Origin of the sequence: Actinomyces timonensis DSM 23838 (assembly GCF_000295095.1) — a bacterium.
Taxonomy (GTDB): domain Bacteria; phylum Actinomycetota; class Actinomycetes; order Actinomycetales; family Actinomycetaceae; genus Actinomyces; species Actinomyces timonensis.
The window spans coordinates 280,568-295,266 of record NZ_JH806632.1 but is presented as its reverse complement, the minus strand read 5'-3'; the positions used below and the strand labels follow the sequence as shown (position 1 = coordinate 295,266).

Genomic DNA, 14,699 nt, shown 5'->3' with positions numbered 1-14,699 from the left:
TGCCAGGACCGCCAGCATGGCCACCACACCGCCATACCACCGTCCCAATCAAAGGAGACCCCATGGCCAACGCCCCCGTGAACATCACGATCACCGGTGCCGCCGGCAACATCGGCTACGCCCTCCTCTTCCGCATCGCCTCCGGCGCCCTCCTCGGCCCGGACCAGCGGGTCAACCTCCGCCTCCTCGAGATCCCCCCGGCCATCAAGGCCGCCGAGGGCACCGCCATGGAGCTCTTCGACTCCGCCTTCCCGACGCTGGGCTCCATCGACATCTTCGACGACGCCAAGGCCGCCTTCGACGGCGCCAACATCGCCTTCCTCGTCGGCTCCATGCCCCGCAAGGCCGGCATGGAGCGCGCCGACCTGCTCAGCGCCAACGGCGGCATCTTCGGCCCCCAGGGCGAGGCCATCAACGCCGGCGCCGCGGACGACATCAAGGTCCTCGTCGTCGGCAACCCGGCCAACACCAACGCCCTCATCGCCGCCTCCCACGCCCCCGATGTCCCGGCCTCCCGCTTCACCGCGATGACCCGCCTCGACCACAACCGCGCCCTGGCCCAGCTCGCCATGAAGGCCGACTGCCACGTCACCGACATCGACAAGGTCACCGTCTGGGGCAACCACTCCACCACCCAGTACCCCGACCTCACGCAGGCCACCGTCAAGGGCCAGCCCGTCACCGACCTGCTCGCCGACCGCGCCTGGGTGGAGGAGGACTTCATCCCCACCGTCGCCAAGCGCGGCGCCGCCATCATCGACGCCCGCGGCGCCTCCTCCGCGGCCTCCGCCGCCTCGGCCGCGATCGACCACGTCCGCGACTGGTGCCTGGGCGTCAAGGGCTACTCCTGGACCTCCTCCTCGATCATGTCCGACGGCTCCTACGGGGTCCCCGAGGGTATCATCTCCTCCTTCCCCTGCACCTCGGAGAACGGCGAGTGGACAATCGTCCAGGGCCTCGAGATCGACGAGTTCTCCCGCGCCAAGATCGACGCCTCCGCCGCTGAGCTCGTCAGCGAGAAGGAGACCGTCGCCTCGATGAACCTCATCTGAGACATCAGTCGTCAGGACCTCTGACGGCGCTGGAGCGGCTCCCTCATTCCTCGGCAAGAGGATGAGGGGGCCGATCTGTTTCGCGCCATCGCGGGCTGGGATCCTCTCGTGGGCCTTGGATCGCGCCAATGCAGCAGGTGGCGCGCCATGTGGGAGCCCTAAGTTGTCTAGACGTCAGTTGTCACATAACCTACATGGCGGCTGAGACCCGACCTCCCGTCCCGGAAACCCGGGATGACGGAGCGCGGGGCCCACCCCACCGAGGCAAGGACGCCACCGGTGGTCACGACAATGATGTTGATGAAGGAGCCTCCCATGCGTTCCACCCTGACCCTCACCCGCCGCGGCGCCCTGACCGGCATCGGCGCCGCCGCCATCGCCGCCACGCTGGCCGCCTGCGGCACCTCCGGCTCGGAGGGCTCGGGCGCCTCGTCCTCCGGTGGCGCCGTCGGCGAGGGCGACGCCAGCAAGGTCGACGTTGTCACCTGGTGGTCCGCCGGCTCGGAGAAGCTCGGCCTGGACGCCCTGGTGAAGGTCTTCAACACCCAGTTCCCGGACACGGCCTTCGAGAACAAGGCGGTTTCCGGCGGCGCTGGCTCGCAGGCCAAGCAGAAGCTCGCCGCGGACCTGGCCGCCTCCAACCCGCCGGACACCTACCAGGCCCACGCGGGCGCCGAGCTCAAGGATGACATCGACGCCGGCTACCTCCTCGACGTCTCCTCCCTCTACGAGGAGTTCAAGCTCGCCGACGCCTTCCCCGCCAGCCTCATGGACCGCCTCAAGGACTCCCAGGGCAAGATCTACTCGGTCCCCTCCAACATCCACCGCGCCAACGTCGTGTGGGCCTCCGTGAGCGCCCTCAAGGCCGCGGGCCTCGACCCGGCCACCTACGCCCCCGCGGACCTCGACACCTGGATCGCGGACATGGAGAAGGTCAAGGCAGCCGGCCTGACCCCCATCACCATGGGCATGGCCTGGACCCAGCTCAACCTCTTCGAGTCGATCCTCATCGCGGACCTCGGCGCCAAGGCCTACACCGGCCTGTTCGACGGCAGCACGGACTGGGCCGGCGCGGAGGTGACCAAGGCGGTCAACCACTACGCCACGATCGTCTCCTACACGGACTCCTCCCTCTACACCGAGGACTGGGAGCCGGCCGCCAAGCCCGTCATGGAGGGCCGGGCCGCCTTCAACGTCATGGGCGACTGGGCCGTGGCAGGATTCGACGCCGCAGGCCTCAAGGCCGGCACCGACTACATCTACTTCCCCGTGCCCGGCTCCGACGGCGTCTTCGACTTCCTCGCCGACTCCTTCACCCTGCCCGACGGCGCAGCGCACCCGGGCGGCGCCAAGAACTGGCTGAACACGATCTCCTCCAAGGAGGGGCAGATCGCCTTCAACACGGTCAAGGGCTCCATCCCCGCCCGCACCGACCTCACGGAGGAGGACAAGGCGAAGTTCTCCGAGTACCAGCGCTCGGCGATGGAGTCCTTCGGCAAGGACACGATCGTCTCCTCCATCGCCCACGGCGCCGCCCTTCCCGGCAAGGCCTCCAACGCGATGAACGACGCCCTGACCAAGTTCGCCCAGGGCGCCTCCGACGCCGCCACGCTCCAGTCCGACCTCAAGGCCGCCTACGGCTCGGTGGCCGGCTGAGGCCCGAGCGGCCCCCACGCGCGGGCCGGGCGGATCCCCGCCGATCCGCCCGGCCCGGCGCCCCGTTCATCCCTGTTCCCCGTCCAGGAAGGACACTCGTGAGCGCCATGAGAACGAAGAGCGCGCCAGGAACCCAGGAGGCGCCGCGAGCCGCCGCGGCCAGTGATGGCACAGCGGTCAGTCCCGCCAGTCCCGCCAGTCCCGCCAGTGCTGCCGCCCCCGCGCGACGCCGTCGGCGCCGCAGGAAGGACTGGCTGCCGGGCCTCCTGCTCATCTCCCCCTCGATCCTCCTCATCGGAGTGTTCGTGTACGGGATGATCGGGATCAACATCAACACCTCGGTGCTGGACATGCACACGGCTGGCCAGGTCTCCGGGCGCAAGCCCTCCCACCCCGTGGGGCTGGCCAACTACCTCGCCCTGTTCAAGAGCCCCGACTTCCAGCACTCCTTCATCAACCTCATCGGGTTCACCGTCGCCTTCCTGGCGGGCACCCTCGTCATCGGATTCGTCTGGGCCTGGCTCCTGGACCGCCCGATCAAGGGCGAGGGGATCTTCCGATCGGTCTTCCTGTTCCCCATGGCCGTGTCCTTCGTGGCCTCCGGCGTCGTGTGGCGCTGGCTCCTCAACTCCGCCGAGGGCCAGGGGGCCTCGGGCCTCAACCGCCTCTTCGAGATGACGGGCCTGACCTTCCTGGAGAACTCGTGGACCCAGGACACGACCTTCGGGATCCTGGCGATCGCTCTGCCCGCCATCTGGCAGCTCGCCGGCTACGTGATGGCCCTCTTCCTCGCCGGGTTCCGTGGGATCCCCGATGACCTGCGCGAGGCGGCCCGGGTGGACGGCGCCAACGAGTGGCAGCTCTACCGCTCGATCATCTTCCCGCAGCTCACCCCGATCGCGCTGAGCGCCGTCATCATCATCGGGCACATGTCCCTGAAGTCCTTCGACCTCATCATGTCGATCACCGACCAGCGCACCTACTCCACGAAGGTGCCCGCCATCGACATGTTCAACTACATGACCGACAACGACTACTCCAACGCCGCGGCGATCGGCACGATCCTCCTCGTGCTCGTGGCCATCGCCGTCATCCCCTACCTCATCCACGACGCCAAGGGGAGGAAGTGACATGAGCGCCCTCGCCACCACGAGCACCGCCTCCCGGGCCAGCCGCGCCTCGGCCGCGCCGTCGGCCCCCCGCCGCCTCAGCCTCATCCTGCGCTACGCGCTGCTGCTGGCCTCGGTCATCCTCGTCCTCATCCCCGTGTACGTCCTGCTCGTGACGTCCTTCAAATCCGCCGTCGAGGCCGACCCTACCCGCACCTGGTTCCTGCCGGCCCGCTGGAGCACGGACAACTGGGCCAAGGCCTGGGACGCCCTGTCCGGAGGGCTCCTGCGCTCCCTCGCCCTGGTCATCCCCTCCTCGCTCATCTCGGCGATGCTGGGCAGCGCCAACGGATTCGTGCTGTCCAAGTGGCGCTTCCCGGGGGCGAACATCGTCTTCACCCTCATCCTGTTCGGGATGTTCATCCCCTACCAGGCCGTCATGATCCCCCTCATGCGCCTGGTGACCCAGGCGGACCTGGGCTTCGGCATCCCCACGCTGATCCTCATGCACGTCGTCTACGGCATCCCGATCACCACGCTCATCTTCCGCAACTACTACGAGACGATCCCCGACGAGCTCGTCGAGGCCGCCAGGGTCGACGGCGCGGGCATGCTGCGCACGTACTTCTCCGTGGTCCTGCCGATCTCCGTGCCGAGCTTCGTCGTCGTCCTCATCTGGCAGTTCACCTCCGCCTGGAACGACTTCCTCTTCGCCCTGTTCTTCGGCGGGGACGCGAAGACCGGCCCGGTGACGCTCGCGCTCAACAACCTGGCGCACGGCTCGATCATGAACGACTACGGCGCCTCGATGTCCGGCGCGCTCATCGCCTCGGTGCCCACCCTCATCGTCTACATCCTGCTGGGCAAGTACTTCGTCGGCGGTCTGATGGCCGGCTCCGTCAAGGGCTGAGCCGGACCAGGCCCCGCCTGCCGAGCCCAACCCGCCCGGAGCGGAGCAGGAGCCGCCACGGCGACCACCGCGCCGCGCCCCGTCTTGGAGCGCGGCGCGGCGCTGTGCTGGAATCGGGGCCATGGCACGCCGCAGCTCCAAGCGGCCCTACGGGGCCGGGCACGTCCCCCTCGACATGGGGCGCCTCGCCTCCGTGCCGCGCAGCCAGACCGGCCCCGGGGGAGCGGAGTTCACTGTGCGCCAGGTGCGCGGCGGCACGAAGGACTACACCTGCCCGGGCTGCCACCGGCGCATCGTTCCCGGCACCCCGCATGTGGTGGCCTGGTCCAACGAGTCGCTCTTCGGGGCGGACCGCGGCCTGGAGGAGCGCCGCCACTGGCACACCTCCTGCTGGGATCGCCAGCTCTGGTAAGCGCGCCCCCGTCGCTCCGACGGCGGCTGCTCTCGACGGCGCGGCAGCCCCATCCGGGCCGGGCCGGCCTCAGACCAGGGGAGTGGCCGAGCGCTCCTCCCAGCCGGGCAGTAGCCGGTCCAGGGCGAAGCGCAGCGGCACGATATCGCCGTCGCGACCGCCCTCCCCGATCGTCAGGGGCACGGGATCCGGGCTGGGGGTGACGCCGAGCAGTCGGTCCTTGACCCCCAACTGGCGGGTGAGGATGTAGAAGCGCCCCTCGACGTCGATCGCCACCGTCTCATCGGCGCGCAGGTACCAGCCCTTCAGCCGGGTGCGCGCGCTGCCTCCGCCGTAGCCCTTCGCCCTCAGCTCCACCGGCTCAAGCCCCTCGGCGGCCGCGACGTCGAGGAAGGCCCGCACGATCCGCTCTGCCCGGGCGCTCTCGGCGGACCTGGAGGCCTGGAGCATCCTCGCCCTCTCAGCGGCGGCCTCGCGACGTCGCGCGGCCCAGTCCGCGTCGTTGGAGGCCTCCGGCGCGCTGCGCGGGGAAGCCTCCGGCGAGGGGTCGGGATCGGGCGAGGGCTGAGTTCCAGACATAACCCAAGCCTAAAGCGGACGGCCCATGTGCCCACCAGAAATTGTCAGATAGCGCACACTGGAAGCATGTCCGAACCAGCCCGACTCCGCATTCACCTCGACTCGGGATCAGCGGCCCCCGTCTTCGAGCAGATCTGCGACGCCGTGCGCCGCGACATCACCTTCGGCCGTCTCCCCGCCGGAACCAGGCTCCCAACGACGCGAGCCCTGGCCGCCGAGATCGACGTCGCCGTCAACACCGTGGCCAAGGCCTACCGCGAGCTGGAGCTCGAGGGCGTCATCGAGGGACGGGGCAGGCAGGGCACCTTCGTCATCGACCCCACCGGGACCGCCGCCGAGCGCGAGGCCCTGCGCTGCGCCCACGCGCTGCGCGACCTCGGGGTGGACCGCGAACGGGCCCTCGAGCTCCTGGCACGCGCGTGGGGCCCCTGATGATTCAGGAGTCCCACGGCGGTGAGTGATGTGACAGTCACGCGGGTGACGTCGTGGCGCCCGCTCAGCGCGGGCGCATGAGAGGGGTTAGGACTTCTTCTTCGCCCCCTGCTTCGCCGCGGCCTTCTTGCCGCCCTCCTCGGAGGACCGCTTGGCAGCCTTCTTCGCGCCGGGCTCGCCGACGGCCTCGTCGGAGCCCGTGGACTCGGACTCGGCCTCCTGGGGGGCCTGGGCCGCCGCGTCCGCGTCGGCGCTGGAGACCACTTTGGCGGGCGCGTGGGGGAGGGCGGCATCACCGAGGATGCCGCGCATGTCCTCCAGGTAGGTGGCGATGGAGTCGCGCTGGCGCTCCAGCTCCTCGATCTGGCGGCGCACCGCCGAGGTCTGGCCCTCGGCGTCGGCGCGGGCGTCCTCGAGGAGCTGCTCGGCCTGCTCGCGCGCCTCGCGCACGATCTCGTCAGCCTTGTTCGTGGCCTCCTCGTAGCGGGTGCGGGCCTCAGCGTCGGTGCGGGCGCGCACTTTCTCCGCGCGGTCGAGGGCCTCCTGGAGGCTCGCCTCCGCCTGGGCGGTCTGGGCCTGGGCCTCCTCGACCATCTGGCGGATCGACTCCTGGGTCTCCTGGTGGGCCTTGGAGTCCTCGGTCGCGGCGGCCTCGTGCTGGCTGGCAATCTCCAGGGCGGCCTGCTGGCGCAGCTCGGCGACCTCGGAACGGGCGGCCTCCGCCTCCGACTTGGCGTTGCGCACGAGCGACTCCGCCTCGGACTTGGCGTTGCGCACGAGGGACTCAGCCTCCGTGCGGGCCTTCTCCACGGCCAGGCGCGCCTCCTCGCGCGAGGAGGACAGCAGCGACTCGGACTCCTCGGTCGAGGACCGGCGCAGCTCCTCGGCGGCGGCCTCGGCCTCGTCGCGGGTGGCGGCGGCCTTCTGATCGGCGGCGACGGTGGTCTCCGTGGCCCGCTTGTTCGCCTGGGCGATGACGAGGGAGGCCTCGCGCTCGGCCGCGCTGCGGGCCTCGGTGGCGGCGGTCTGGGCGTCCGTGGTCGCCTTGGCCGCGGTGCGCTCGGCCGCGGCCACCATCTCATCGGCGCGGGCCTGGGCGTTGGCGAGCGTCGTCGCCGCCTCGGCCTGGGAGCGGCTGGTGAGCTCGCCGGCCTCGCGGCGGGCGTCGGCGACGAGCGTGGCGGCCTCGGAGGAGCTGCGCTCCTGCAGGCGCTTGGCATTGGTGCGGGTGCGCGAGAGCAGGGCCTCGGCCTCGGCGTTGGCCTTGGACAGCACGGTGGCGGACTGCTCCTCGGCGCTGCGCAGCAGCTGCTCGATGCGGGATCCGAGGCCGGCGTAGGTCGGCTTGTCGGCCTCGCGCAGACGACGGCGCGCGTCTGCCAGCTCGCCGCTGAGCGTCATCGCTCGTTGGTCGAGATTGGCGACCTCGCGGCGCGCGTCTGCCAGCTGCCGCACGAGGGACTCGATGCGCTGCTCGACCTGCGCTCGGTCGTAGCCGCGCATCGTCACGGCGAACTCATGGGTCTCGTCGGACACGGTGTCTCCATCCTTATTTCTGGGGCGGCGCCCCGACTCAGGGACAAGGGTAGGACCCCGGGTGGCTCGGTCGCGACCTGGGAGTCCCTTTGGGCTTCCAGACTACTCTGCGATGCCTCTCAGGTCACTCTCAGGCTGCCTGACGGACGTCCGCTCAGGGCGCAGCGTTGTGTGATGTTCCCCTGGATGGTGGGAATCCGGTGCGTCGGCATGGGATTCTGGGCCTCAACGCCCTGTTCCTCCCGGCATCACGCCCGGGGCGCGGGGGACCAAACGCCGAGTCCGAGGAGTTCAGCGTCGTGAATCGACGACTCTTGAGCGCGATCGTCGCCGCCGCCGGCCTGATCGTTGTCGCTCTGGCCGTCTGCTTCGCCACTGTGTGGCGTCCCAGCTCGACCATCGAAGCCACCCTTCCCACGTCGCCCGAGCAGAACTACGTCGTCACCGCCCCAGGCGTGCTCAACCTGGTCGACTCATCCGTGACGATCAAGGCCACCGCCGCCGACGGCTCCTCGCCCGTCGTCGTCGCCGTCGGCCATGAGGCGGACGCGAAAGCCTGGCTCGCCCAGGACCCGTACCTGTCGGTCACCGGTCTCACGGATGACAAGACCCTCCAGGTCTCGCCCGTGACGGAGGCCTGCGACTCCTCAGGGGCCTGCTCGCCGGCGACACCCTCCAACGCGGACCCCACCTCCTCGGACCTGTGGAGCAACAAGGCCGAGGGCTCGGGCACGGCGTCGGCCACCGTCAACATCACCTCATCCGACATGGTCGCGCTCGTCGCCTCCGACGGCTCGGGCCCCGCGCCCACCGTCTCGCTGTCCTGGGAGCGCTCGGTCTCCACGTGGTGGTTCATGCCCTCCCTCATCCTGGGCGGGCTGCTCATCCTCATCGGCGTGTTCGGCCTCCTCCTCGACTTCCAGAACCGCCGCGCGGAGGCCGAGCGCCGCAACCGCGCCGCCGAGCGCCAGGCCCGGCTCGACGCCGCCGACGGCGTGTCCACCGCCGCGGTGCCGAGCATCGAGGATCCTGATCGCCCGCTGACACGCCGGGAGAAGCGGGACAAGGAGCGCGCCGAGCGCCAGGGCGAGGAGTGGGTGGACCCGCGGACCGGCCGCGCCTACGTCGGCGGGGTCGAGGTCCCCACGATCCCCTCCTCTCCCGAGCCCCTCGCGGCGGACCAGGGCGTCGGCTTCGGCATGGCTGAGCCTGCCGGGGCCGCTGGCGCCGCCGGGGTGGCGAGCGCCGATCCGATCAGCACCGCCAGCACCACCGCCTACGACCCCTACGCCGGCATGTCGGCCTCGACGCCGCCCAGCAGCGGCGCGGCGGGCGCCCACGCCCTCAGCGCCCTCGATGAGGCGGGCCAGGGCCACCAGGATCCGGGACAGGCCGCGGAGACGACGGCGTACGACCGCCCGTGGGACGGCCCCGCCGAGCGCTCCTGGCAGGCCTCGACCGACCGCCCCTGGGAGAGCCCCTCCGAGCGCTCCTGGCAGACCTCGGCCGACCGCCCCTGGGAGCGCCCCGCCGAGCACTCCTGGGACAGTTCAGCGGACCGTCCGTGGGTGAGCGCCACGACCTCCCTGCCGCCGCTCGACGCCGCGTCGACGGCCGCCAGCGATGAGCAGGCCCCTGTCCTGCGCTCCTACGAGGACGCGCGCGAGGACTTCCAGGGATCGGGCCCGGCGCAGACCGTCGACTACTTCGGCACGCCCTCCCGCGAGGACGACGGCGCCCAGCCACTGCGCCCGGCGCCCTCGATGATCCCGGGGTCCGCGCCCTACTTCCAGGTGGAGGACCCGCGGGGGACGAGCGCCCCGGAGGCGCCCGCCTCGTCGGCGCCCTCCGGCCCGTCCGCGCCCGGCTCGTGGCCCGCGCCCCCGACCGTCGATCTGTCCGCCTACAGGACCGGTTCGTCCGGACCCTCGACCGAGGACCTGGGCGAGCTCGGGCTCGGCAAGAGCACCGATGGCGGCAGGGCCACGGGCGCCCGGGATGACAAGGAGACCATCTGATGACCACGCGCCGTTTCTTCCTCGGGGGTATCACCGCCTCCGCCGTTGCCGCGACGCTCGCCGCCTGCGGGCAGGAGGTCCCCACCACGCCCGTGGCCGCCACGGGCACGCCCGAGGCGTACTCGGCGCTCGACTCCGAGCGCCTGGCCTCCATCCTGGAGCGCATCAAGACGGGCCTGGCCCAGGCGGACACCGCCCGCACCGCCGACTCGCTCAAGGGCTACCTCGTGGGGCCCGCGGCCCGCGTGCGCGCCGAGCAGTACGCGCTGGCCTCGGCGCTGGGAGAGGACAGCCGTATCAACCAGATCGTCCTCGACTCCGCCGCGGGCGCCGCGGGTCTGGCATCGGACTTCCCGCGCACCGCCGTCGTGGTCTCCCAGAAGGCCGACGACGCCAAGGCTCCCTGGATCATGGTGCTGTCCCAGGACGAGGCCCGGGCCAACTTCGAGCTGTGGGCCTGGGGCCAGCTCTTCCCCGGCGCTCGCGTGCCCGAGACGCCGACGGCCGCCGCCGGGACCGAGGCCATAACCGCCGACTCCACTGGGCTCGTGTCCACCCCCACCGACGTCCTCGCCGCCTACGTCGACGCCCTCAACAACCCCTCGGGTCCCAACGCGACCACCTTCGCCAACGACCAGGACCGCATCCGCTCCCAGGTCGCCACCGACCGCTCCATCAACGACCAGGTCACCGCCGCGGGCACGGTCACGGTCACCGCGGCCGCGGGCACGGACGGCTTCCGCGGCCTGAGGACCGCCGACGGCGGGGCCATCGTCATGACCACCCTCACCTACACCACGGAGTTCAAGCGCACCGTCAAGGACGCCGGCTTCCAAGCCGGGCAGACGCTCGGCAAGATGCTGGGCGGGGACGACGCGGTCCGCGGCACTGTCACCGCCACCTACGACGCGATGATCGCCTTCTCGATCCCCGTCGAGGGGAGCTCGGACTCGCCGGCCGCACTGGGCGGATCCGTGGTCCTCTCCTCTGTGACCAGGGACGACTCGAAGTCTCCCGCCTGACCCTCACGGTGGTGCCCGGGGCGCGCGCGAGGCGGCGCCCCGGGCACCGCGCATTGACCCGTACCCGCCCGCGTTCCGCGGGCCCGACCCAGGAAGGCCGCCTATGAGTATGTTCGGCGCCGTCGATCTGTCCTCCCTCGCCCCCCGCCCCGCTGCGAGCCCCGCTCCGGGCGCCACCGGGCCGCAGGCATCGCCCACCGGCCAGGCCGGGGGGATCCCCGCGCCCCTCATCGTCGATATCGACGCCCAGAGCCTGCGGGACATCGCGGAGATCTCCTCCCAGGTCCCCGTCGTCATCATCTGCCACAGCCCGCGCAGCGAGGCCAGCGCGCAGGCGGTGGCGATGCTGGGCCGCCTGGCCGAGGAGTACGCGGGCCGCTTCGAGCTCGCCCGCCTCGACGTCGACGCCGCGCCGGAGGTCGCTCAGGCCCTTGGAGTGCAGGCGGTCCCCACCTGTGTCGCCCTCCTCGCCGGCCAGCCCGTGCCCCTGGCCCAGGGCGCCGCCAGCGAAGAGCAGACCCGCTCCCTGCTCGACCAGCTCCTCCAGGTGGCCGCCGCCAACGGCGTGACGGGGCGGCTCGCGCTCGAGGACGCCGCGGCGGACGAGCCCGAGGAGCCGGCGGAGACCGAGGTCGAGCGCGCCGCGCGCGAGGCCATCGAGAAGGGGGACTGGGCCGGGGCCGAGGCCGTCTACGACCACGCCATCGCCAACAGCCCCGCCGATCAGGACCTCAAGGTGGCCCGCGCCCAGGTCCGGATGCTCGCCCGCATGGATGGCCAGGACCCGGTCGCCCTGCTCGCCGCCGCCGACGCTGCCACCACGGACCTCGACGCCGCCCTGGCTGGGGCCGACGCCGCGCTCGCCCTGGGGGATGTCGAGGGCTGCCTCGCCCGGGCGCTCGACGCCGTCGCCCGCCACAGCGGCGATGAGCGCGAGACCGCCCGCCTGCGCCTCCTGGAGCTCTTCGAGATCATCGGATCCAGCGCCCCCGAGGTCCAGTCCGCCCGCCGCCGCCTCGCGACGATCCTCTACTGAGGCGCCAGCGTCGACTACCGGGCGCGGTGGTGGGTTCCGTCCTCGGGCGGTCCCCCGCCACGCGCAACTGAGGCGAGCGGCGCCGAGCTTGCTCGAGCGTCCGAGTCGATGGCAGCGCGTAAGAGGGGCGGAGCCCCGAATAGACCCGATGCCAGCCCTGCGGACGGAACTCACCACCACGCCCTTTGGGCTCCCCATCGATATAGCACAGGAGGCCCGCCGCCCCGTGAAGGGGACGGCGGGCCTCCGCTTAGCCAGCCTCAGGCGATGGGCGTGGGGTCGATGCCCCAGACCTTCGCGTAGTCGCTGATCGTGCGGTCGGACGAGAAGCGGCCCGAGCGCGTGATGTTGGTCCAGGCGCGGCGCTGCCAGGAGCGCTGGTCGGCGTAGTCGGCGGCCATGCGGTCCTTGGTCTCGCGGTAGGCCGCGAAGTCGCCCAGGACGTAGTAGACGTCGGCGGGCTCGTAGGTGGCCTCGAAGATGGAGCGGCGCAGGTCGGCGAACCAGCCGGAGCCGTTGTCGTCCAGGGTGCCGTCGATGAGCGCGTCGAGGACCCGCTTGAGGCCGGGGACGTTCTCATAGTGCCAGGCCGGGTCGTAGTTCTCGCGCAGGGCGGGCAGCTCGTCCTCGGTGGCGCCGAAGATGTAGGCGTTCTCCGGGCCGACGGCGTCGAGGATCTCCACGTTCGCGCCGTCGAGCGTGCCCAGGGTCAGGGCGCCGTTCATCATGAACTTCATGTTGGACGTGCCCGAGGCCTCCTTGCCGGCCATCGAGATCTGCTCGGAGACGTCGGCGGCCGGGATGATGTGCTCGGCGGGGGAGACATTGTAGTTGTGGACGAAGACGACCTTGAGGGTCTTGGAGACCACAGGGTCGTTGTTGATGAGCTCGCCGATGGTGTTGATGAGCTTGATGATGCCCTTGGCGCGGATGTAGCCGGAGGCGGCTTTCGCGCCGAAGATGAAGACGCGCGGCGGGACCACGAGCGTCGGGTCCTCCTTCATCCGGAAGTAGAGGTCCAGGATGTAGAAGGCGTTGAGCAGCTGGCGCTTGTACTCGTGGAGGCGCTTGATCTGCACGTCGAAGATCGCGTCGGGGTCGATGTCGATGCCCTCGCGTGCCTTGATCCAGTCGGCGAAGTCGACCTTGTTGGCGCGCTTGACCTCGGCCAGGCGGTCGAGGACCTCGTCAGCGGGGGCGGCGTCGAAGGCCTGCAGGGCGGACAGGTCGCGGACCCAGGCGTCCGAGCCAGTGACCTCGTCGAGGAGGGCGGACAGGCGCGGGTTGCACTGGCGCAGCCAGCGGCGCGGGGTGACGCCGTTGGTCTTGTTGTTGAAGCGCTCGGGCCAGATCGCGTGCCACTCCTTGAGGGTGTCGCGCTTGAGGATCTCGGTGTGCAGCGCGGCGACGCCGTTGATGGAGTAGGAGGCGTAGCAGGCGATCCAGGCCATGTGGACGCGGCCGCCGGAGATCGGGGCGATGTAGTCGATTGTCCCCTGGTCGATGCCCCGGGCGGCGAGGTCGTCGCGGAAGCGGCGGTCGATCTCGCGCACGATCTCCATGATGCGGGGGAAGAGCTTCTCGAAGATGGAGATCTCCCAGGTCTCCAGGGCCTCAGCGAGCACCGTGTGGTTGGTGTAGGCGAAGGTCTTGGAGACGACCCCCCAGGCCTGTTCCCAGCCGAGGCGGTGCTCGTCGAGCAGGATGCGCATGAGCTCGGGGATGGCGAGCACCGGGTGGGTGTCGTTGAGCTGGACGGAGTTGAACTCGGCGAAGCCGGTCAGGTCCGTGCCGTGGTGCTCGACGTAGTTGTCGACGATCTCCTGCAGCGAGGCCGAGCAGAAGAAGTACTGCTGGCGCACCCGCAGGACCTTGCCCTCGTAGGTGGTGTCGTTGGGGTAGAGGACGCGGGAGATGTCCGCGGTGCGCTCGCGCTCGACGATCGCGTCGGTGAAGCGCTGGGAGTTGAAGGCGTCGTAGTCGAACTCCTCGATCGACTCGGCCCGCCACAGGCGCAGGGTGCCCACGTTCTTCGTGCCGTAGCCGGTGATCGGCATGTCATAGGGGACGGCGCGCACGGTGAGGTCGTTGTAGCGCACGATGCGGGCGCACTCCTCGCGGCGGATGATGAAGGGGTAACCCTCCTCCATCCACGGATCGGGGTGCTCGGTCTGGAAGCCGTCGGAGAAGAGCTGCTTGAACAGGCCGTAGCGGTAGAGGATGCCGTAGCCGGCCACGGGCAGGTCGAGGGTGGCGCAGGAGTCGAGGAAGCAGGCGGCCAGGCGGCCCAGGCCCCCGTTGCCGAGCGCGGCGTCGGGCTCCTGCTCGAGGATCTCGGACAGGTTCTGCCCGAAGGCGCCGACGGCCTCGCGGGCCTCGTCGACCAGCCCGAGGTTGGTGAGGTTGTTCAGCAGCGCCCGCCCCATGAGGAACTCGGCGGAGAAGTAGTGCTCCATCCGCCCGGCCTGGTAGGCGCGGGTGGTGGCGTACCAGTCGTCCGCGATGGCGTCGACGACGGCGGAGGAGAGGCCCTGCCAGACCTCCATCTGGGTGGAGGCCTCGGCGGGATGACCAGAGACGGCGCGGATTTGAGAGGGAACCGTCGCCATTAGGTTCTTCGTCATAGTTCTTCCCTTGTCGGACATGGGTTGGGATGGCTGCAAGGACCTTGCAGAACTCGGTCAAATCGTACACGCCGCCGAGCCCCGCGGCATGGGGTGGACGGCTCAGAACACCAGGGACTGTGCTTTGAGATGTCCTGAGATGTCTTGAGCTGCCCATGGGGCATGGCCGCGGTCGGGTGATAGGACGTTTTCTGTTGGTTCTGGTTGCTCGTGGTGCCGGGATGGATGGTCCGATCGGCGGCCGCGCCGCGTCGCCCTGGATACGCTCCTTCCCGGCTGTCTGGACGGGGATCGGGCAGCACGACGCGGGTTC

12 protein-coding genes are annotated in these 14,699 nt (G+C 70.5%); 9 read left to right on the top strand and 3 right to left on the bottom strand.

Features of this window, described 5'->3' with window-relative positions:
- The first annotated feature begins 62 nt into the window (after nt 1–62).
- From A1QA_RS0101260 to A1QA_RS0101240, 5 genes are all read left to right on the top strand, one after another.
- Nucleotides 63–1,052, top strand: coding sequence for a malate dehydrogenase (locus tag A1QA_RS0101260; RefSeq protein ID WP_017177125.1), 990 nt, complete (start codon nt 63–65; stop codon nt 1,050–1,052).
- A 315-nt stretch (nt 1,053–1,367) separates the two neighbouring features.
- Nucleotides 1,368–2,708, top strand: coding sequence for an ABC transporter substrate-binding protein (locus tag A1QA_RS0101255; RefSeq protein ID WP_026048584.1), 1,341 nt, complete (start codon nt 1,368–1,370; stop codon nt 2,706–2,708).
- A 98-nt stretch (nt 2,709–2,806) separates the two neighbouring features.
- Nucleotides 2,807–3,838 carry a carbohydrate ABC transporter permease gene (locus A1QA_RS0101250; protein ID WP_017177123.1) on the top strand — a complete coding sequence of 344 codons (1,032 nt, stop codon included), beginning with the start codon at nt 2,807–2,809 and terminating at the stop codon, nt 3,836–3,838.
- A gap of 1 nt (nt 3,839) precedes the next feature.
- Complete coding sequence (locus A1QA_RS0101245; RefSeq protein WP_017177122.1) at nt 3,840–4,727, top strand: carbohydrate ABC transporter permease; 888 nt, start codon at nt 3,840–3,842, stop codon at nt 4,725–4,727.
- A gap of 121 nt (nt 4,728–4,848) precedes the next feature.
- Nucleotides 4,849–5,139: a hypothetical protein gene (locus A1QA_RS0101240; RefSeq protein ID WP_017177121.1), complete on the top strand. Its 291-nt coding sequence runs from the start codon at nt 4,849–4,851 to the stop codon at nt 5,137–5,139.
- A 69-nt stretch (nt 5,140–5,208) separates the two neighbouring features.
- Here the strand turns inward: A1QA_RS0101240 and A1QA_RS0101235 are convergent, their stop codons facing one another.
- On the bottom strand, nt 5,209–5,718 hold the full coding sequence (locus tag A1QA_RS0101235; RefSeq protein WP_017177120.1) for a hypothetical protein: 510 nt from the start codon (nt 5,716–5,718) through the stop codon (nt 5,209–5,211).
- 66 nt (nt 5,719–5,784) lie between these two features.
- Here A1QA_RS0101235 and A1QA_RS0101230 point away from each other — a divergent pair, with 66 nt between their 5' ends.
- Nucleotides 5,785–6,150, top strand: coding sequence for a GntR family transcriptional regulator (locus tag A1QA_RS0101230; RefSeq protein ID WP_017177119.1), 366 nt, complete (start codon nt 5,785–5,787; stop codon nt 6,148–6,150).
- Between the two features lie 87 nt (nt 6,151–6,237).
- On the opposite strand, the gene A1QA_RS0101225 is transcribed toward A1QA_RS0101230, so the two are convergent.
- On the bottom strand, nt 6,238–7,686 hold the full coding sequence (locus A1QA_RS0101225) for a DivIVA domain-containing protein (protein ID WP_017177118.1): 1,449 nt from the start codon (nt 7,684–7,686) through the stop codon (nt 6,238–6,240).
- A gap of 299 nt (nt 7,687–7,985) precedes the next feature.
- On the opposite strand from A1QA_RS0101225, the gene A1QA_RS14815 reads away from it, so the two are divergent.
- From A1QA_RS14815 to A1QA_RS0101210, 3 genes are all read left to right on the top strand, one after another.
- Nucleotides 7,986–9,704, top strand: coding sequence for a hypothetical protein (locus A1QA_RS14815; protein ID WP_154652186.1), 1,719 nt, complete (start codon nt 7,986–7,988; stop codon nt 9,702–9,704).
- A complete protein-coding gene (locus tag A1QA_RS0101215; protein ID WP_017177116.1) occupies nt 9,704–10,726 on the top strand; it encodes a DUF8094 domain-containing protein in 1,023 nt (340 codons plus the stop codon). Before A1QA_RS14815 ends, A1QA_RS0101215 begins: the two co-directional genes overlap by 1 nt.
- A gap of 103 nt (nt 10,727–10,829) precedes the next feature.
- On the top strand, nt 10,830–11,762 hold the full coding sequence (locus tag A1QA_RS0101210) for a tetratricopeptide repeat protein (RefSeq protein WP_026048582.1): 933 nt from the start codon (nt 10,830–10,832) through the stop codon (nt 11,760–11,762).
- 260 nt (nt 11,763–12,022) lie between these two features.
- Here the strand turns inward: A1QA_RS0101210 and A1QA_RS0101205 are convergent, their stop codons facing one another.
- Nucleotides 12,023–14,386, bottom strand: a complete 2,364-nt coding sequence (locus tag A1QA_RS0101205; RefSeq protein ID WP_026048581.1) for a glycogen/starch/alpha-glucan phosphorylase — start codon at nt 14,384–14,386, stop codon at nt 12,023–12,025.
- Between the last annotated feature and the right edge of the window lie 313 nt (nt 14,387–14,699).

What these genes read in the sequence shown, in the direction of transcription:
- A1QA_RS0101260 (WP_017177125.1), top strand. Translation starts at nt 63, where the DNA reads ATGGCCAACGCCCCCGTGAACATCACGATCACCGGTGCCGCCGGCAAC.
- A1QA_RS0101240 (WP_017177121.1), top strand. Translation starts at nt 4,849, where the DNA reads ATGGCACGCCGCAGCTCCAAGCGGCCCTACGGGGCCGGGCACGTCCCC.
- A1QA_RS0101230 (WP_017177119.1), top strand. Translation starts at nt 5,785, where the DNA reads ATGTCCGAACCAGCCCGACTCCGCATTCACCTCGACTCGGGATCAGCG.
- A1QA_RS0101245 (WP_017177122.1), top strand. Translation starts at nt 3,840, where the DNA reads ATGAGCGCCCTCGCCACCACGAGCACCGCCTCCCGGGCCAGCCGCGCC.
- A1QA_RS0101235 (WP_017177120.1), bottom strand. Translation starts at nt 5,718, where the DNA reads ATGTCTGGAACTCAGCCCTCGCCCGATCCCGACCCCTCGCCGGAGGCT.
- A1QA_RS0101210 (WP_026048582.1), top strand. Translation starts at nt 10,830, where the DNA reads ATGAGTATGTTCGGCGCCGTCGATCTGTCCTCCCTCGCCCCCCGCCCC.
- A1QA_RS0101255 (WP_026048584.1), top strand. Translation starts at nt 1,368, where the DNA reads ATGCGTTCCACCCTGACCCTCACCCGCCGCGGCGCCCTGACCGGCATC.
- A1QA_RS0101215 (WP_017177116.1), top strand. Translation starts at nt 9,704, where the DNA reads ATGACCACGCGCCGTTTCTTCCTCGGGGGTATCACCGCCTCCGCCGTT.
- A1QA_RS0101205 (WP_026048581.1), bottom strand. Translation starts at nt 14,386, where the DNA reads ATGACGAAGAACCTAATGGCGACGGTTCCCTCTCAAATCCGCGCCGTC.